This is a genomic window from Corynebacterium drakensteinense, assembly GCF_041224285.1.
Lineage (GTDB): Bacteria > Actinomycetota > Actinomycetes > Mycobacteriales > Mycobacteriaceae > Corynebacterium.
The window spans coordinates 16459-34851 of the sequence record NZ_JAXOFP010000015.1 but is presented as its reverse complement, the minus strand read 5'-3'; the positions used below and the strand labels follow the sequence as shown (position 1 = coordinate 34851).

Here is an 18393-nt window from a genome sequence, read left to right as displayed (position 1 = left end):
GAAGACCGGGGGAGGGAGAGAATTAACTAGAAAGTGCTACTTCTCCAAGCCCTTGCCGGATGGCGAAACGAGGACTTTCACGGCAGTTTCGTTGCGGTGAATGAGCGTGTCGAAACCTTCGTCGATAAGCTCATCCAAACCGATGCGTGCGGTGACGAACGGAGTCAGATCCACCCGGCCGTCCTCGACCAGCTTGATCGCCTGCGGGTGATTGTTCACGTAACCGATGGTGCCGCGCACGTCCAGTTCCTTCAGCACGATCTTGTTCAAATCGACCTCAGCAGGTTTGCCCCAAATCGAAACGATCTGCAGCACACCACGCGGGCGTAGCGCATCCATCAGCGTGGTCATCACCGCAGGAACCGAGGTGCATTCGAAAGCCACATCGGCACCAACACCGTCGGTCAGCTCTTTGACCTTGGCGACGACGTCGACGTCCTCCGGGTTCAGCGCATGGTCGGCAACACCGGTTTCCAGGGCTTTTTCTCGGCGGGCTTTGGACAGCTCAGAGACGACGACCGTCACGCCAAATGCCTTCAGCACAGCCGCGGTGAGCAAACCGATCGGGCCCGCGCCACCGATGAGTGCAACCTGGCCCGCGGAATCCTCTCCCACGCCAGCGCGTTCCACGGCATGATAACCCACGGTCAGAGGTTCAATGAGCGCCGCGTGATCGAGGGAGACCTTCTCGCTGATCTTGTGAATCCACCGGCGATTGACGACGACATTCTCCGCCAAACCGCCACCGCGGCCGCCCAAGCCGATGAAGTTCATGTTCTCGGATAGATGGTAAGTCTTGGACTCTGGGCCGGTATCGACATCGTCGCGGATGATGTAGGGCTCGACAACGACGTGATCGCCCACGGCCAAATCGTCGATATCGTCGGCGACCTCCGAGATCACACCACAGAATTCGTGGCCCATCGTCACTGGTGGTTCTTCGCCACTGATGGGGTGTGGGTTGCCGTGTGAAGGGCAGAAGATTGGGCCATCGAGGAATTCGTGCAGGTCAGTGCCGCAAATACCACACCAGGCGACATCAATGCGGGCGGTACCTGGTTGTAATTCTTGTTGCTCGATATCTTCGATACGGATGTCGTTGCGATCATAAAAACGTGCAGCTTTCATGGTGCCTCCTCAGATCAGGGCGCGTGTCTACGCAGCCTGCGGCCGTCGCGTGGCCAGGCTGCAAATCAGACGAATGGTGACGAACGATGTGCTATAAAAATTCCGGAACCTTATGGTCCCCATCATATAAGCAGGAGCATGTGACCGGCGTATGTTTTTTATCACGAAGACTGCGCCGCAAAAACCAGAAACGTTGCTTGCTAGAGTTGCATTATGAGTACCCCCACAGAAATCGTCGCCAGGTTGCGCAGCGAAGTCGAAGATGGCTCGCTGGAATCGTTCTGCTTAGAACTGGGTATTGACTTGCTGGTTTTATTCGGAAGTGCACGTACTGATGCTCACAGTGCGGGGGATCTGGATCTTGCTTATTCAGTTGATTTTTCTCGCCGCAAAGAAGACAGGCCGAATCTTCTCGACGTAGCCACGGCGTTTTATGTCCGATACAGGGTCGATGCTAGGGACACCATGGACTTTATGAATCTGGATTTGGCTGATGTTGTTGCTCGTTATGAAGCGCTGCAGAAATGTGAATTACTGGTGGATCCGTCTAATTCTAAGTACGGCAATCTGCAAATGATGGCAGCTCGGGAATATATCAATACCGCTTATCGGCGTGAATACGCACTGCGGAGCTTAGCTTCATGATCCAGCAAATAATTGACCTTTCTACCGACATTAACCAGCATATTGCTACGACGACTTTGGATATCGTGGATTCAAATCGTCGGCGCGGTTGTGAAACGCTAATCCGCGCTGGAAAATAATGCTAGCCACCCGCGAGTAGACGTTTTTCTTGCGTCTTCGGGCGCCAATACGCAGCTTCCACTGCAGTGAGTTCTTTGAAATGCGATGAGGTCAGCTCATCCATGGCCTGCAAATAGCCGGGAATGTCTTTGCGGGGCAGGCGCAAACCCATGGTCAGGTGAGGAGTCCACAACGGTCCGTGGCCATCGGGGTTAGCTGCGCTGATTGTGCTGGCGGCAATTTCTAATTCCCGGGTGGTCTGCAACAACCACGCCACGGTCTGTTTGCTCTTAGTACCGAAGATGACGTTGCCCACCCGGCGGAATTGCGCCGGGATCACCGCGGGCAATAACTCGGCTGCCAACTCAACGACGCTGGGATCCATCGCCGCGGAAAACGTCACCGTGATATGCGGGCGTTGGTTTTGCACCGGAAAGCCACGGTCAGCCAAACCAGCGAAGATCTCGCGGATCTGCTGCTCTTGTTTTTCCGGCAAATAGAGCAGGATATTGTCAGGGGAATTTTTACTCACGCCAATCACCACTCATAGCACCCAGTAATAGCAGTGTTGGCGAGCAAAGTCAGCCGACCGCGGGCGTCGGCGTCCTCCTACTAGTACTAGCGCTAGCGCTATTGCATGACCCGGGTTTCCCGGATGCCTTTTTGCAGCCGCTGGTGATAGCTATCCATTGCGCGACGCAGCCACAATCCCAGCACCAACGCGGGGATGGCAAACAGCAGAAGCATGCCCAGGTCGCGGAAAATATCACCCGCATAGACTCCCGCGATGGCACTGCGGAAAGCATCAATGGCATACGTGGCAGGCAACCATGGGCTTATTGATTGGAACCAGTCCGGCAATAGCGTCAATGGATAAGCGCCACCGGAACCAGAAACCTGCACGATCAGCAACAGCACAGCTAAAGCCTTACCCGCACTATCAAAAGCGATCACGAGCGCATGCACAATCAGCATGAACACCAGCGAAGCCACCGAGGCCGCCAGCCACAGGAGCAGCGGATGCTTCGGCTGAATCTGCACAAACAAGATCAGACCGCCCACCGCGAAGGTGGCCTGCGCGATGCCGATCAGCCCGAACGTCGCAAAGCGTCCCAAGTAGATCTGGTTGCGGGTGAACTCGCCGTCTTCTCGCAAGTATTTGTCCTCGGCGTTGCTGCGCATCAACACACAGGTCAGCAGCGCACCGACCCACAGAGCAAGCGCTAGATAAAACGGCGTCATTCCGACGCCGAAAGCGGCGACCTCGAAGACTGGTGTGCGCTCGACGTCGACGGGAGCGGAAATCCGCGAGGCCAGTAGCTCCGGATCAGAACCGATGATGTCCGCCAACTGGCTCAAATCGCCACCATCACGGACGTCGTCCACCTTGCGCTGCAATTCTGCGAAACGTTGCGCCTGGTTGTACAAAGTATCGGCCAATCGGTCCGCGCCATCGCGGGCACGCACCAGCGCGGAGCCATCAGCACCGGACGTAGCAGACAGCGTGTCACGCACATCGCTGATTTCTGCGCGCACCGCAGCAATATCAGCGGCGACGGTGTTGATGCTGTCGCGTAACGCAGTCAACTGTGGCTGCAGATTTTGTTGATAAGCAGTACGCGCATTATCGACGGCTTGGCGTGCGGCAGCAATCGCCGATTGCGTTTCCTGCCGCGATTGCTGGGCGCTGCCGGTGCCCGACTCAATGCGGTCGGCGGTCGTCGTCAAGGAATCATGCAAGGCATCCGACTGGGCAATCGCACCATCCAATTGCGCGCGCACCTGCTGATAACCGGCAGCCACCGGGCCTGGTAGATCCAGGTTGCCCACCTGAGCTTCCATGGCATCGCGCACTCCGCGGAACGCAGCGGTTTGCTGGGCGACGCGTTCGGCGGCAGTGCGGTAGGTTTGTGCGGTTTGCGCAGTTGCCGCCTGGGCATTGTTCAACAGCTCGTCGAACTGATCCGACAACGCCGAATACGCCTGTACGGTAGCTCCCAGAGAATTCTCCAGGGCACTGGTGGAATCATTCAACGTGGCCGACAGCGAGTCGATAGGGGCAGAGGCGTTACCGCCGCCAGCGCCACCAGAAGTCTGGTTACCAGCAGCGTTGAGAATATTATCCGCAGAGCGTGCCAGTGGAATCGTGGAATCCACCAAGTTCGCCAGGCTGCGCACCGTACCGGCAGAAGCCTGCAAACGCGTGCCGACGCTATCAATCCGGTTCGCAACATTATCCAGCGCAGCCTGGGTATCGCCCTCATCCAGATAGTTATCCAGAGATTCCACCACGCCCAAGCCGACGGTGGTGACCACGTGGGTAAACGACTCGTCGATACGCTCGATCACACCGCTGGCACTGCGTTCGGTGATCGTCGTCGACAAGGCATTTTTCTTCTCGTTGGTGTACAAATCCAACTTTGCCGGTTCCGTACCTTCGATATAGAAAGTCAACAGTTCTTGGCTGAAGTTTTCCGGCAGCACGATTCCGGCATAGTATTCACCAGATTTGGTACCTTCCAACGCGTCGTCCGAGTCCGTGATCACCCAGTCAACCTGCTCGTTTCGGGAAAGCTGGGAGAGCACTTCGTCGCCAAGGTTGAGCCGTAGCGATGCCAGGTCAGACTCGTGGCCTTCGTCTTTGCTGGCAACAGCGATTTTCAGCCGGTCGGTGTTGCTGAAAGGGTCCCAGCTCGCCAGAATATTGAAACCGGTAAATAGCAGCGGGATGATTACCAGGCCGAATACAATCACGCCGGTCATGACGTTTCCGCGGATTGCGCGCAAGTCATCGCGGAGGATGGTCAGGATATTGTTCATGACTTCTCACCTTGCTTGGCCAGTTGTTCTTTCAGCTCATCGTCGCTGAGATCCGTCAGGCTGTGATCGCGGGCGACGGATTGCTTCACATATTCCAACGCGCTGATGATGCCCACCGAAACCAGCACGACCAGGCAGGCCAAACCGAAGAAAATTGCTTTTTCCTCCGGGTTAAACCGTGAGATGATTCCCAGGATGAGCACCAACAACACACCGATGCCGATGGTGATACTCATCCACTGGGTGTAATTGCGCGGGTTTGAACGCCACTTGGAATCGAGGTTGTGCTGGTAGCCTTCGCGGTCGCGCAGCGCAGAAATAACGTCGGTGATTCGGTATTGGCTGCCGGTGAAGTGCACCTTTTCGTTGATGACCAACCCGCCTTTGTTCAGTTGGTCGTTGACCAGAATATTCACGTGCGACAGGCCCCGGCGCGCCAACATGCCGGCGACAAAGGCGACGGCGGCCATGCCGATGATCACGATGATATTGACCCAATAGTGATTGCCATAGAAACCACCAACGGTCTCGCGCATGGCACCGATGCCGTAGGTAAACGGCAAAAACGGTGACACTGCACGGAAGAAATCTGGCGTCATTTCGATGGGGTAGAGGCCGGATGCGCCCGGGATCTGCACGAAGGCGTAGACCACGGCAATGATGCGGCCAATGTGACCAAAGGCTGAGACCAAACCATAAATGATTGCCAGATAGCACAGGCTCAAAATCACGGCGGTGAGAACATAACCAATTTTCGAGACGTGCTCGACGCCCATGACCAAGTTACCGATAGACACGATCAGCGCCTGCATGATGCCAAAAACCCCCATGAGCATGTAGCGCGCCTGATAAGCCTTGCCGACGGTCAGGTGCTCGCGCCCACGCGGGTCTACTTCGGTGCGGAAGATGATCATCAACATGAACGCGCCGATCCACAGCGTCAGGTTGATAAACAACGACGACATGCCGGAGCCGTAGTGCGAGACTGGGAATACGGCGTGCGATTCCATCTCTGCCGGTGAGGCTAGAAACGACGAGATATCGTCCGCATTCAGCGCATTGACGGACTGCAGTGCAGGGTTGTCCTGGGCCAGGCTAGCCAGCGTAAGAATGTCCGTGCGCGCGGTACGCAGACCGTTTTCGATGCCGTCCAGGTCGCCACCGAAACTGTCGACGACTTCGTGCGCGCGCTCCAGCTGCACGTTGACACCGTCGAGCAGGCCGTCGGTTTCGGTAAGCAAGGTTTTCTGCGCGCCCAGGGTGGCCGAAAGGTTAGCGGCGGTAGCTGCAACTTGGGAGATCGCGGAATTAATTTGCGGGACGGTGTTGTTGATGGATGTGCGCAAACCGGCGGAATCATCCCGCGCCGCCTGGGTGGCGTTTTCCAGGGCTGCGGCAGTGTTATCTAATGAGTTGAGGGTGTCTTGCGCGCTGTCTTGCACAGCAGTGAGTTCACCGAGCACGGCGCGGTTCTGCGCATTCCGGCCGTGCAGATCATCCACGGTCTGCTGAATCTGGTTGGCGATTGCCGGTGGCACAGCAGGCAGATCAGTAAGACCATCCAGCCGGTTGATGGCGCCATCGGCCTGGTCGAGAATGCCGTGGGCACCATCGGTGGCGGCCCCAACTCGGTTGAGCGCGCCTGTCAGCTGGCCCGATACGGAATTGACGGTGGCATGTGCAGAAGCAGCACCGTCGGCAAGCGCGGTGGTGCCTTGCACATATGCGGCGGTGGCTTCGTCTGCGAAACTAGTCAGCTGGCGCTGGACTTCATCGGTGATTGATTGCACTTGGCCGAGGGCCGTCTGGGCGTCGTCGATGGTGCGCTCGACGGTGACCAATGCCTCGCGGGCCTGAGCGATTGCCGGGCGGGCGTTGTTAAGGTTTGCTTGCACACGGCCGAGGTCTTTGCGGGTATCAGCGATGGTATCGGCGGTGCGGGTGAAAGTATCCGAGGCGCGATTGGCGGTATCACCGATGCGGAAATCCAGATCGTGGCCCGAATCGCGCAGCTCTGTGGCCACGGATTTTGCCACCTGCTCATTAAATGACGAGCTGATCTGCGAATCGATGGTGGAAGCGCCCTGGTCCGTGATTTTCGGCGCGATGGCATTGAGTTTTTCGTTGACCGCGTATTCCAGCGTGGGTTTGGAATAGGTGCCTTCAAATAAGCTGACGAAATCACGTGAGAAAGTCTTCGGCACCGTGATCGAGGCGAAAACTTCGCCCGAATGCACCGCGTGATTGGCCGCTCCCCGGTCCAGGAATTGCCAGCCCAACTGGTCATTGTCTTTGAGTTGGCTGACTAGCTGTGCACCGACGTCGAGATCGCCGGTGATAGTAGAAGAAGCGCCTTCGTCCTCATTGACGACGGCGACTTTGATGTTCTCGGTATTTTCATACGGATCCCAAAAAGCGGCAATATTAATCCACGAATATAAAGCTGGGGTGATCATCAGCCCAATCAGGATTACCCAGACTTTTCGGGTTTGCCATAACCGGGCTAAGTCCTCGCGAAAGACCTTCCAACTAGTACTCACCTGTAGAACGCTAGCACCGTAATTAGCGGACTGCACAGCTCAGCGGCCAATTTTTGCGCGTTTTTGATTAAGTGATAGCGCTTTTGCGAATCTGTTTTAGAAACGGCGGTTTTCTCGGGATGCTTGCCGACGTTGTGCTTACCGACGTTGTGCTTAATGGTGCCGCGCTTAACGACGCTGCGCTTAACGACGCCGCCTGCCGCGGAATTTCGCGAGCTGATCCGAGTTCTCCCCGCCATAGCGATCCCGCACACCGCGCGAACGCGTGGCCGCGGTTGGCTGTGCGGAATCCTGAGATGGAGAAACCGCAGGTTCCAGCACCGATTCCTGGGAAGTCACCGATTCCTGGGAAGTTACTGGTGTGGCAGGATTGTCGGCAGCTGCCTGGCCGTTATGGTTTTCAGCTTCGCGTTCTTCGCGCTCGCGGCGCCGCTCCCGCAGCTCGGCATAAATGAAATAGCCCAAACCAGCCGGGGCCATGATGCCGAAGGCGATCCACTGGAAGCCATACGACAAGTGCGAACCGCGATCCAGCTTCGGCACCGGAATTGGTTCCAGTGCTTCTGGCTGATCCGCCGCGGTCACGTTCACGATGGCGTCGGCAAGCTCCACGCCCGTTAACTCTTCTACCTGTTCCGGGCTCACCGAGCGGACCTGGGTATAACCAGCGTCCTCGATCGGCGGGGCCTCGTGCGGAGCCTCGCCGAAGCGGAGCATGGCCTCGGTGGTGATGTGCTCGCCAGCCGGCGGGGCGATCTCTGGGACCGAGCCGTCGCGGTTAGCTACCGCAAAGCCGCGATTAACCAGCACCGTCTGGCCGGAATCCAGCTGGAACGGAACCAGCGATTGATACACTTGCGAGCCCTCCAGCGGGCGCAAGCGCAGCAACATCTCGTGTTCTGGCAAGTACGCACCGGTTAGGGTGACCCGGTGCCATTCCTCGTCGATGGTGATGCCGCCGGCCTCGTCGACAAGCTCCGCAAACGGTACCGGATCTTGCTCGTAGGCTTGCTGGATGCGCTCGTTGCGGTCGACGATCTCGTCATCCTTGTTCAGCTGCCAAGGCGCGAGCACCGTGAAGGCCAGGATGGAAAAGGCGATGAGCGACAGTGCCAGGATGATCCAGCTGGGCTTGGCAAAAACCTTCCACCACGACGTTTGCGTGCTGGTGGCGCTGCTGCGCGGTTGCTGTAGCCGTTCAGTCGGTTCGGGCTGTTCGGGCTGTTCTTGCTGCTGGGATCGGGCACTCACAACGCCCATGATAGACGCCCGTGATAGACCTGGTTTCTCGCTAGTCCAGCTGGCCCTGGATGTGCGCAATCAGTCCCGGCAGGCTGGCCTCGATTTCTTTGCGCACTCGGCTAAAGCCGTCAACACCGCCGTAATACGGGTCGGCGACGGAGGGCTCATCTTCTGCGTCCGGGTCGAAGCTGCGCATCAGGGCGACGCGATTCTCGTCGACGCCGCGAGCAATGAGCGTGGAGCGGTGGCCGGTGTCCATAGCGATGAATAAATCTGTGTCGCCGGCCTGCGGGCCGAACTGTTGTACGATGTGATCGCTGCCGTCCAAACCAATGTCGCGCAGCTCTGCCACGGTGCGCTCATCAGCGCCCTCGCCGACATGCCAGCTATCAATCCCGCAGGAGGCGATATCTACCCGAGTGGCAAGACCTGCATCTTTGATGGCCTGGCGCGCCATGACTTCCGCCATTGGTGAGCGGCAAATATTTCCGGTGCAGACAAAATTGATGGAATAGGTTTCGGTGCCGTCGTGATTTTTAGTGTCAGCCATGGTGCCCTATTTTATCGCCTGATGTGCACGCTGCGTGCCATAATTGGGTGAGCATAGGACGGAGATAAAGGAGCAGGACATGAGCACTGAAACCACCGTGGGTGATATTTGCCAGGTCATGGATCGCGCTTACCCACCGCACCTGGCGGAAAGCTGGGATAGCGTCGGGCTCATATGTGGGCGGCGCGAAGCCCCAGTGCGTCAGGTGGCTTTTGCTCTAGACTGCACCGACGAGGTAGCTGAGGCAGCAGTGGCAGCCGGCGTCGACATGCTGATCGTCCACCACCCGTTGCTGCTGCGCGGGGTGGACAGCGTCGCCGCGGATACCCCGAAAGGGCGGATTTTGCACTCGCTGATTGAGGCGGGCATCGCGTTGTTTGCTGCGCACACCAATGCGGATTCCGCGCGTCCCGGTGTTAACGACAAGCTGGCGGAGCTTGTGGGCATTACTCCCGGGCGTCCGCTGGCACCGAAGGCGGGGCCGGGCCGCCACTTGTGGGGCGTGCACGTGCCCGCAGAACACGTCGACCAGCTGAAACAGGCCCTATTTGCAGAGGGTGCGGGGCGGATCGGGAATTATTCCGAGTGCGTCTATGAGATCTCTGGCACTGGGCAGTTTAAACCAGAACCGGGCGCGAACCCGACCGACGGTGAGATAGGCCAGACCTACCGCGAAGATGAGCTACGCATACAGTTCGTCGCCAAGCCAGGCGACAAGCAGGCGCTTCTCGACGCCTTGTATACCCACCACCCTTATGAGGAACCGGCCTTCGATATCACTGAGCTTGCCGACGCCACCCCGCTGGAACAGGCTTATGGCCTGGGGCGGATGGGTCAGCTGCCGGAACCGATGAGCCTGCGGGAATTTACCCAGCAAGTCGCGGATGGCTTGCCTGCGACGTCCTGGGGTGTGCGCGCGGCAGGCGATCCGGACAAACAAGTACGGACGGTGGCTGTGGCCTCTGGTGCTGGTGATGGGTTTATCGAGGTGGCTGCGAAATTGGGTGCTGATGTGTTTGTGACCTCAGATTTGCGCCACCACCCCGTCGATGAACACTTACGTGTCAGCGATATGGCAATTATTGATACCGCACACTGGGCCTCAGAGTTTCCGTGGACGGCACAAGCAGAAGAAATCGTGCGCCGGGAAACCGGGGTGGAGACCACGGTTTTGCATGTGCGCACAGACCCATGGACGGTATCTGCACACAAAGGCGAATAGCGCACGGTTAAGAACGCACGGCGAATGACGAAGGAAAACGGAGAATAACGATGATGAAGCTAGCTCCCAAACAACAACAACGATTGCTGGAACTCGCCAACTTAGAGCGCGCCCAGGCCAGCGCGGGCAACTCGGGTGCAGGCAGCGTTACCGGGGGTGGCGTTGCTACTGGGGCCGGTTCTGCTGCTGCGAACAAGGCATTGACGCCAGAACGCGCCGAAGCCGACAAAGCAGCAGCCACGCTGAAGCGAGCCCGCGATGCCGCCGCGGCGGCACAGATGGCTGTGGATGACATGGAAGCCGAAATCCTGCGCATCCAACAAGACGAACGCAAGCTGAAGCGTCGCAATATCGATAACAAAAAGCAGCTGGCCACAGAACAAGACCCAGAAATCCGGAAAGACTTAGAACACGATAAATACACCACGAAATCCCGCATCGCGGATTTGATGAGTGAGCTGCAAGAAGCCCACAATGAGATCCACGCGCTGCGGCAAAACCGCGACGTGCACGCTGCAAAGGTGGACCAGGCAAAAAGTGAGCTGGAAGCAGCCGAGCGCGCTGCAGAAGCTGCCGATGCAGCAAAGCCCGAGGAACCGGACCCGGTCGAAAACATCACTAAGCTGCGCGCGGAACTGCAAGAACAAGCACCGGAGGCCTTGGCTGCTTACGACGAAGTCCGCGGAGAAAACGGTGTTGGTGTAGCTCGGTTTACCGGACGTGGGTGCGGCGGGTGCTATATTCAGCTGCCACCGGCCGACCAGTCCGCGGTACGCGGCGCGAAACCTGAAGACATGCCAGAATGTCCAGATTGCGGCACCTACCTGGTGCGTGGCCAGGCAGACTAAGGAGCTTAATGCCATGAAGCTGATCATTTACGCCGATGGCGGCTCGCGTGGAAATCCCGGAATCGCAGGTTCTGGCACCGTCGTCTACGCCGCCGATGGTGAGACGGTGCTGCGTGAAATTGTCTATGTAGTAGGTACAAAAGCCAGCAACAACGTCGCCGAATACCACGGGCTGTTGCGTGGGCTGGAAGCTGCGGTAGAGCTGGGCGCAGATGACGTCGACTTTTATATGGACTCCCGGCTGGTCGTAGAGCAGATGAATGGCCGCTGGAAGATTAAACACCCAGATATGAAACAGCTGGGCGTGCAGGCGCAGAAGCTCATGCAGCAACTCGGAACCGTGAACCTGAGTTGGGTGCGGCGAAACGACAACAAAGTGGCCGATGCGCTGTCGAATGAGGCTATGGATGCTGCTGCCTCCGGTCACGCGCCGGGTGTGGTGGATCGGGGTGATGCTGGCGCTGGTGCTGGTACTGAGCCTGCTGCGGACTCTCAAGGTGGAGATCCGACAGATGTTCCGGGTGAAAGCCCTGTTTCCTCGGACGTTGACACGGCAAGTACAGGCTCACACGGTTCGTGGACCGGCGCGACCTGCCAGCCGACCACGTTGATTCTGGTGCGGCACGGGCAAACAACCTACTCCGCTGAGCACCGGTACTGCGGGCACAGCGATATTGCTTTGACCGAGACCGGTATACAGCAAGCAGAAGCCTCGGCTGCAGCCGTGGCTGAGCACGGTGGTATTGACCTGGTGGTGTCCTCGCCACTACAGCGCTGCCAGGTGACGGCGAAAAAGATCGCGGAAAAAACCGGTGCCGAGTTAGAAACGCACGATGCGTTGATCGAGGCAAATTTTGGTGACTGGGAAGGGCTGACCTTCCAACAGGCCCAAGATGACGATGCTGAGCTGCACGATGCCTGGGTTACGGATGCGTCGCTAGCGCCACCAGCTGGGGAATCACTTGCACAGGTGCACCGCCGCGTACGGGAATTCCGGAAACAGCTCGTCGCCAAGCATCCTGGTAAAACCATTGCGGTGGTCAGCCACGTTAATCCGATTAAATCGTTGACCCGACAGGCGTTGAATGCAGGGCCTGCGACGTTTAGTCACCTGTTTTTGGATCTCGCCAGCATCGGCGTCGTCAAGTTTTATGACGAGAACTCGCCGGTGGCATCCGCGGTACTGAGCGTGAACGAAACGGCGCATTTGCGGCGCTAGACAGTCAGTCAGTGGCGTCAGTCAGCGGCGTTAATTTTTTGTGCAGGTGGTTCCTGGAAGGCTGTCAAGCAGCGGCGGTAATTTTTCGGCTGCTGCATCGAGCATCCGCTGAGCGGTCTCGTAGGAACCGTCACCGGCTTCTGCCGTGAGTGCGAGCCCGATGATGCCATTGTCTGCAGCATTTTTCCCAGCCGACAATCCTAGTTGCCGGACTTCATAGGCCCCTGAAGGGGTCGGCCCCCAGCCTCCCTTGAACTCGATAGCTAAACGGCCTAGACCATAGGCCTGCGCGGGAATGACAGCGCCCATCATGGAGCGCACAGTTTCCGATCCAGGGATACAAGGTAGGTACGCGGCAAATTGCGCTTGCTGCACAGGAGTCCATGCGGTTTGTCCGAAGGCGGAAAATTCTGGTCGCGGAGGCTCAGCAGGAACCTCCACGTGCACGCCAGATTGTGCAATGACCGCAGAGACTGCCTGGGCTGCTTGCTCAGGGGTGCCGAGTGACTGCCACAAGCGTGTTGCCGCTGCATTATCGGAGACTGTGATGGCAGCTGCGGCATCAGGCTCTAAGCTCGGATCGCGATTAAGCGCAGCGATGGCTAACGGCACTTTGCTGCTGGACCAGGCAGGACGTGCAGTGTTGTCGCCAGCGGAAACAGGTCCGTCGGCCGTATAAGCCGCGATGGTGAGGGTCCCACCAAATTGAGCGGTGACTTCAGCAACAGCGGTAGTCAATATATCGTGGCTCCCGTGATCTGCCGTCGGCGCGCTAGATTGCATTGTGCTTTCGGTGGTGTGGCTGGGCGCAGGGGTGGAATCATGGGTGCTACAGCCCACGAGAATCAACGGGATGGCGACGATGCCGGCGAGGATCGGGGCTGTGCGTGAGCCGGAAAAAATCATGGGCGTCAGCTTTCGTTGCGGTTGAATTGTTTTCAGCTTAGTGCTTGGAGCAAAGGAAATCCTGCGTGGTCGGTGGCATCGGTTGGTGAAAGAATTGAAAATAATACCCAATAAGTGATCTGCTTCACATTTGGCGATTTTGTTTCTATACTGAAAATGACAAACATGATGCTCACCAACCAGAGGAGAAGGGCAATGTCTGCACCAACTAGAGCAACACAACCCACCCATACACCAAAAGAGTTCACAGCAGCAGTCGTGGAGGAATTCGGCCCCAGCGTCACGATTCGCGAATCCACCTTGCCGGAACCCGGCGAGCACCAAGCGCTCGTGAAACTTGAAGCTTCCGGCATCTGTCACACCGACCTCCACGCCGCAGAAGGCGATTGGCCAGTGAAACCAACACCACCGTTTATCCCCGGACACGAAGGGGTGGGGCGCGTCGTCAAGCTGGGCCCGGGCGAGCAATTCGTCAAAGAAGGCGACCTTGTCGGCAACGCTTGGCTCTGGTCCGCATGCGGTGAATGTGAATCTTGCTTAACAGGCTGGGAAACCCGCTGTGTGAATGCAGAATATGGCGGCTATACCGTCGATGGCAGCTTTGGCGAATACATGCTCGTCGATACACGCTATTGCGCCCGCATTCCCGAGGGCAGCGACCCGGTGGAGGTGGCGCCGATTCTGTGCGCGGGTGTGACCGTGTACAAAGGTCTGAAAATGACGGAAACCAAGCCTGGCCAGTACGTCGTGATCTCCGGAATCGGCGGTCTGGGACACCTAGCCGTGCAGTACGCCGCCGCGATGGGCATGAGAGTAATTGCCGTGGATATTTCTGATTCTAAACTGGATCTCGCCACACGTCACGGAGCAGAATTCACCGTCAACGCCCGCGAAGTAGACCCTGTGCAGGCGGTGCAGGATTTCACCGCAGGTGGCAGCCACGGGGTGCTGGTTACTGCGGTGCACCCTGATGCATTCGGGCAGGCGATCGAGATGGCCAAACGTGGCGGAACCATTGTCTTTAATGGTCTACCGCCAGGGGAATTTCCAGCATCCATTTTCGATATTGTTTTGAAAGGATTGACGATCCGCGGCTCGCTCGTCGGCACGCGCCAAGATCTGGCTGAAGCGATCGACTTCTATGCTCGCGGCAAGGTGAAACCAGATGTCAGCGAATGCAGTATCCATGATGTCAATGATGTGTTCAAGCAGCTTCTCGACGGCAGCATTGACGGCCGAAAAGTTATCCGCTACGACTAAAACGTTGAAACAACGTGTGCCAAGCGTCGGTCACGACCAGGTTGCAGCCAAACACTGCACATTTGCACAGGTGCGCGACTATCGACGAAGATAGAGCGAGTGAATGAGCCGGCCGGGCGGTCGCGGCCGACAAACTGCGTTTGCTACCAGCAAGTGCAAGTGAAGGTCGAGGAAAGTCCGGACTCCACAGAGCACGATGGTTGCTAACAGCAACCCAGGGCGACCTGCGGGCAAGTGCAACAGAAAGTAGACCGCCAGCGCGCCCGTCGCAAGTAATTGTGTCGGGCGTGCAGGTGAGGGTGAAAGGGTGCGGTAAGAGCGCACCAGCATGTCAGGTGACTGGCGTGGCTAGGTAAACCCCATCGGGAGCAAGGCATCATGGCGCGCCACGGTGCGCGCTTGCTCGGATGTTTGAGGGCTGCTCGCCCGAAATCCGAAGGTAGCTGCTTGAGGCCACCAGCAATGGCTGGTCCAGATGGATGATCGCCCACGCGCTGTTACAGCGCGGGACAGAATCCGGCTTATAGGCTGGCTCATTCACCTAAGTTTCGAGTTCAGCTAAGTTGTGAGCGGCAACGTCGAAAACCGCAATACCACAATCTTCGTCAGAGCTTAGACAACCTGCGCGATTTCACCCGGCAAAAGTTGCGTGACGACGAGACCATCTGCAGCCAGATCGCTGGCGAAATTAGCTGCCTTTTTCTTCTCGACGTATGCGATGACAGCTCGCGAGGTGCCAGCGGCCGCTGCACGTGCACTAATTGCTCCGCGCACCTGGCAGAGCTGTGCAAGCTCGGCGGCGGCATCTAACGCGTAATCTTGCTGCATAGCCTGCTGCGAAGCCTGTAATAGTGTCCAGATATCCCGTGCCCGCTGCGAGCGCAGAGCATGAGCGAACCGCTGCGCGCGCTCGGTTTCTGTGGCATGAAAATCCAACCACGTGCGCGCCTCATGCAACTCCGGAAAACCGTCAGTGCCATTCACCTGGTGTACTGCCGCAAGCCACTGTGTGACGCGAGCGGGAGCATCGGGAAGCAAGCGCAGCGACTGTGCCCCAAAAGCCTGGCGGGCGGAATCCACAAACCGATTCCGCCTGCGGATCTCATCGGACTGTTCGGGGAGCGCGGGAGTGGAGTTCTCGCCGCTGTTATGCGGAACCGTGACGGCAAAAGCAGCAAGGTCACGGCTGACGGGGTGTACAGCGGTAGTCAACGAGCCATCGGCATAGTCGATCACCGCCACCTGCGTGCCCGCACCCCGCAGCGCGGTGGAATACCGCGCACGCAGCGTCACCGTTCCAGAAAACAGTTCGCCAGCTTGTGCGCATACTTCTGCTAATCGGGCGCGCAATGGAGCGTCGTTGACGTCGGCAGCATCCGACTGCAAAGCCAATGCCAGGGCAGCATCAATCGCGGCATCTTCCCCTAAGCCAGACTCTGGGGTGATCGCAGAAACTACCATGATATTCATGCCGCCGGTTTCCCGGGATAACAGCTGGCGCTGAATCATCATCCACACGATTCCGCCGAGGCGCTGGGCTAATCCCCCGCGGGGCAGGGGCGGAGTCGTGGGTTTGCCGGTTTCGTCGATGCCAGGTTGCTGCTGGGAAAAAAGCTCGGCAACCTCGTCGATGCTGGAGGAGACACTGACGACGGTGCTCTCGGCGGCATGAGGAGAATCGTCGCCAAGGGCGGTGCGCCGGAAATGAATGTGAAATTGTTGGTCATCGCGTGGAGATACCGCCACGGCAGCGCGTTGTTGGGCGATGCTCATGATCACGACGCCGCCAGCATGATCGACGTGTTCCCCAATCACCGGCCACGTCGCCGGTGCTTCGGCCTGCTGGGTCGGCGCGCTGCCATAAAGCTCTGTATGCCAGGCGGTGGCTGCAGCGGCAGGCGAAAGGTCATCAGCAAAAGCGTCAGGCTGGGGCGCAGCAGGCATGGGCGAAGTTAACTCCTTGGGAATTCGAGTACGTGCAATCGTGCGGATGAGAGAAACTGCGGTGAATCACGGGAAGGGCAGTTGTTTCAGTAATCTTCGGCGATTTTACCTGTTTACCGGTGCTGGTGGGTAGCCGGACCTATAGTAAAACTGCGCAGGATAATTGCGGAATTACTATCGTGTGCACGCAACATCCCCGTAAAGCCACGGGCAATGATACTGGCGATGGCGCCGTGAGAGATACCGGCGGCGCTGTGAGAGATAGCGGCGGTGGCGCTGTGAAAGAGAAGGAGCAAGACATGGCGAACTCGAATGAGCAATGGTTTTTTGACCCAACGACGGGCGAGGTCACCGAAGGTAAGGTTACGGGCTGGAAAAACCGTATGGGGCCGTATGGCAGCAAGGAACTGGCCGAAAATGCGTTCGAGATTGCAAAAAAGCGAAACGACGCCGCTGACCAGGCAGAAGACGAAGACGACGACTGGGGGCAACCCGCCGACTGGGAAAAATAACCGCCCTTTGTGCCGGTCACGCACGGCGTAGACCGTGCAGATCGTGGACTCCCCAGCCGATGTGAGCAACGTTGCCTAGACTGGAATCCATGAACAGCCAACACGATTACGTCTTGCGTACGGTCGAAGAGCGCGATGTGCGCTTTATCCGCCTGTGGTTTACCGACATCACCGGGGCACTGAAATCCGTCGACATGTCCCCGGCGGAACTGGAAAATGCTTTCGAGGAAGGCGTTGGTTTCGACGGCTCTTCGGTCGAAGGCTTTTCCCGCGTTGCGGAATCTGACACCATCGCGATGCCGGATCCCTCGACGTTCAAAATCATGCCGTCGGAAAGCGACAATGATGCGTTGCTGACCGCGCGCATGTTTTGCGATATCGTGCAACCCGATGGCAGCCCGTCCGTCGTCGATCCGCGCAACATCTTGCGTCGGCAAGTTAATGAAGCTGCCGACGACGGCTTTACCTGCATGATCGGCCCGGAAATCGAGTTTTATCTGCTGCAGCAAACCGAAGACGAAGCTGATCTGCGCCCGACGGATAACGGTGGATATTTTGATCAGTCGACGATGAACCTCGCGCCAGAATTCCGTCGTACCGCCATTCAGATGCTGGAAAATCTCGGCATCATCACTGAATTTTCACATCACGAAACCAGCCCTGGCCAGCAGGAAATCGACCTGCGGCATACTGATGCCCTGACGATGTCGGATAACATCATGACCTTCCGCTACCTGATCAAAAAGGTGGCACAACAGCAAGGCGCGCGGGCCACGTTCATGCCGAAACCGCACAAAGAGTGGACAGGTTCCGGCATGCACTCACACATGTCGCTGTTTGAAGGCGATTCCAATGCCTTCCATGATCCCGACGACGAATTCTGCTTGTCGACGACGGCCAAACAATTCATTGCTGGCATTTTGCACCACGCCCCGGAATTTACCGCGGTGACTAACCAATGGGTGAACTCCTACAAGAGGTTGATGTTCGGCAACGAAGCCCCAGGTGCTGCTACTTGGGGTGTGTCCAACCGTTCGGCGATGGTGCGGGTGCCGACGTATCGGCTGAATAAACCAGAATCGCGCCGGATCGAAGTCCGCAGTCTGGATTCTTCGGCAAACCCGTATATGGCGTATTCCGTGTTGTTGGCTGCTGGGCTGCGCGGTATCCGGGAAGGCTACGAGCTAGGTGATCCCGCCGAAGACAACGTGCAAGAACTGACGCGCCGGGAACGCCGCGCGATGGGCTATACCGATCTGCCGAATTCGCTTGATCATGCCCTGCGCAAACTCGAGAAATCTGAATTCATGGCAGGGGTGTTAGGCGAAAATGTCTTTGAATTCTTTTTGCGTTCCAAGTGGGCGGAATTCCGGCAGTACCAGCAGCACATCACCCCTTTTGAGCTGTACAACAACTTGAACTATTAGGTTCTGCGAGTAGTTCGGAACCTGTACAACG

Annotated in this window: 15 protein-coding genes and 1 other RNA gene; 8 read left to right on the top strand and 8 right to left on the bottom strand. The window is 57.7% G+C overall.

Translation table 11 applies throughout. From position 1 onward, the window contains the following. Positions 1–36 precede the first annotated feature (36 nt). The gene (locus U1140_RS08950; protein ID WP_369847306.1) at positions 37–1128 is read right to left on the bottom strand and encodes a 2,3-butanediol dehydrogenase; all 1092 of its coding nucleotides are present in this window, start codon (positions 1126–1128) and stop codon (positions 37–39) included. A 213-nt stretch (positions 1129–1341) separates the two neighbouring features. On the opposite strand from U1140_RS08950, the gene U1140_RS08945 reads away from it, so the two are divergent. Next, a complete protein-coding gene (locus tag U1140_RS08945; protein ID WP_369847305.1) occupies positions 1342–1773 on the top strand; it encodes a hypothetical protein in 432 nt (143 codons plus the stop codon). Between the two features lie 121 nt (positions 1774–1894). Here U1140_RS08945 and U1140_RS08940 read toward each other — a convergent pair whose 3' ends face one another. The 5 genes from U1140_RS08940 to U1140_RS08920 form a co-directional block, all read right to left on the bottom strand. Then, positions 1895–2404, bottom strand: coding sequence for a 2'-5' RNA ligase family protein (locus tag U1140_RS08940; protein ID WP_369847304.1), 510 nt, complete (start codon positions 2402–2404; stop codon positions 1895–1897). A 98-nt stretch (positions 2405–2502) separates the two neighbouring features. After that, positions 2503–4692, bottom strand: a complete 2190-nt coding sequence (locus U1140_RS08935; protein WP_369847303.1) for a YhgE/Pip domain-containing protein — start codon at positions 4690–4692, stop codon at positions 2503–2505. Beyond that, on the bottom strand, positions 4689–7232 hold the full coding sequence (locus U1140_RS08930; protein WP_369847302.1) for a YhgE/Pip family protein: 2544 nt from the start codon (positions 7230–7232) through the stop codon (positions 4689–4691). The genes U1140_RS08935 and U1140_RS08930 overlap by 4 nt, the downstream gene beginning before the upstream one ends. A gap of 183 nt (positions 7233–7415) precedes the next feature. Next, on the bottom strand, positions 7416–8483 hold the full coding sequence (locus U1140_RS08925; protein ID WP_369847300.1) for an SURF1 family cytochrome oxidase biogenesis protein: 1068 nt from the start codon (positions 8481–8483) through the stop codon (positions 7416–7418). A 40-nt stretch (positions 8484–8523) separates the two neighbouring features. After that, positions 8524–9024 carry a low molecular weight protein-tyrosine-phosphatase gene (locus tag U1140_RS08920; protein WP_369847298.1) on the bottom strand — a complete coding sequence of 167 codons (501 nt, stop codon included), beginning with the start codon at positions 9022–9024 and terminating at the stop codon, positions 8524–8526. A gap of 79 nt (positions 9025–9103) precedes the next feature. On the opposite strand from U1140_RS08920, the gene U1140_RS08915 reads away from it, so the two are divergent. From U1140_RS08915 to U1140_RS08905, 3 genes are read left to right on the top strand one after another with little or no spacing between them, the layout of a single operon-like run. Continuing rightward, positions 9104–10246 carry a Nif3-like dinuclear metal center hexameric protein gene (locus tag U1140_RS08915; protein ID WP_369847297.1) on the top strand — a complete coding sequence of 381 codons (1143 nt, stop codon included), beginning with the start codon at positions 9104–9106 and terminating at the stop codon, positions 10244–10246. Between the two features lie 53 nt (positions 10247–10299). Beyond that, the gene (locus U1140_RS08910; protein ID WP_369847320.1) at positions 10300–11094 is read left to right on the top strand and encodes a C4-type zinc ribbon domain-containing protein; all 795 of its coding nucleotides are present in this window, start codon (positions 10300–10302) and stop codon (positions 11092–11094) included. A gap of 13 nt (positions 11095–11107) precedes the next feature. After that, the gene (locus U1140_RS08905) at positions 11108–12313 is read left to right on the top strand and encodes a bifunctional RNase H/acid phosphatase (protein ID WP_369847295.1); all 1206 of its coding nucleotides are present in this window, start codon (positions 11108–11110) and stop codon (positions 12311–12313) included. 30 nt (positions 12314–12343) lie between these two features. On the opposite strand, the gene U1140_RS08900 is transcribed toward U1140_RS08905, so the two are convergent. Further along, positions 12344–13219 (bottom strand): serine hydrolase, encoded by an 876-nt coding sequence (locus U1140_RS08900; protein WP_369847293.1) that lies wholly within the window; start codon positions 13217–13219, stop codon positions 12344–12346. A gap of 195 nt (positions 13220–13414) precedes the next feature. Here U1140_RS08900 and adhP point away from each other — a divergent pair, with 195 nt between their 5' ends. Both adhP and rnpB read left to right on the top strand, forming a co-directional pair. Continuing rightward, on the top strand, positions 13415–14479 hold the full coding sequence (gene adhP / locus U1140_RS08895; protein ID WP_369847292.1) for an alcohol dehydrogenase AdhP: 1065 nt from the start codon (positions 13415–13417) through the stop codon (positions 14477–14479). Between the two features lie 104 nt (positions 14480–14583). Continuing rightward, an RNA gene (gene rnpB, locus U1140_RS08890) (RNase P RNA component class A) lies at positions 14584–15019 on the top strand. Between the two features lie 72 nt (positions 15020–15091). Here the strand turns inward: rnpB and U1140_RS08885 are convergent. Continuing rightward, positions 15092–16423 (bottom strand): galactokinase family protein, encoded by a 1332-nt coding sequence (locus U1140_RS08885; RefSeq protein WP_369847291.1) that lies wholly within the window; start codon positions 16421–16423, stop codon positions 15092–15094. Positions 16424–16722: 299 nt separating this feature from the next. Between U1140_RS08885 and U1140_RS08880 the strand changes: the two genes are divergently transcribed. After that, positions 16723–16935, top strand: a complete 213-nt coding sequence (locus tag U1140_RS08880; RefSeq protein WP_369847290.1) for a hypothetical protein — start codon at positions 16723–16725, stop codon at positions 16933–16935. Between the two features lie 89 nt (positions 16936–17024). Beyond that, a complete protein-coding gene (gene glnA, locus U1140_RS08875) occupies positions 17025–18362 on the top strand; it encodes a type I glutamate--ammonia ligase (RefSeq protein ID WP_369847288.1) in 1338 nt (445 codons plus the stop codon). Positions 18363–18393: the final 31 nt, after the last annotated feature.

Bases quoted from the DNA above. Each gene is read 5' to 3' on its own strand.
- U1140_RS08950 (WP_369847306.1), bottom strand. From the start codon at position 1,128: ATGAAAGCTGCACGTTTTTATGATCGCAACGACATCCGTATCGAAGAT.
- U1140_RS08945 (WP_369847305.1), top strand. From the start codon at position 1,342: ATGAGTACCCCCACAGAAATCGTCGCCAGGTTGCGCAGCGAAGTCGAA.
- U1140_RS08935 (WP_369847303.1), bottom strand. From the start codon at position 4,692: ATGAACAATATCCTGACCATCCTCCGCGATGACTTGCGCGCAATCCGC.
- U1140_RS08920 (WP_369847298.1), bottom strand. From the start codon at position 9,024: ATGGCTGACACTAAAAATCACGACGGCACCGAAACCTATTCCATCAAT.
- U1140_RS08915 (WP_369847297.1), top strand. From the start codon at position 9,104: ATGAGCACTGAAACCACCGTGGGTGATATTTGCCAGGTCATGGATCGC.
- U1140_RS08910 (WP_369847320.1), top strand. From the start codon at position 10,300: ATGAAGCTAGCTCCCAAACAACAACAACGATTGCTGGAACTCGCCAAC.
- U1140_RS08905 (WP_369847295.1), top strand. From the start codon at position 11,108: ATGAAGCTGATCATTTACGCCGATGGCGGCTCGCGTGGAAATCCCGGA.
- U1140_RS08900 (WP_369847293.1), bottom strand. From the start codon at position 13,219: ATGATTTTTTCCGGCTCACGCACAGCCCCGATCCTCGCCGGCATCGTC.
- adhP (WP_369847292.1), top strand. From the start codon at position 13,415: ATGTCTGCACCAACTAGAGCAACACAACCCACCCATACACCAAAAGAG.
- U1140_RS08885 (WP_369847291.1), bottom strand. From the start codon at position 16,423: ATGCCTGCTGCGCCCCAGCCTGACGCTTTTGCTGATGACCTTTCGCCT.
- U1140_RS08880 (WP_369847290.1), top strand. From the start codon at position 16,723: ATGGCGAACTCGAATGAGCAATGGTTTTTTGACCCAACGACGGGCGAG.
- glnA (WP_369847288.1), top strand. From the start codon at position 17,025: ATGAACAGCCAACACGATTACGTCTTGCGTACGGTCGAAGAGCGCGAT.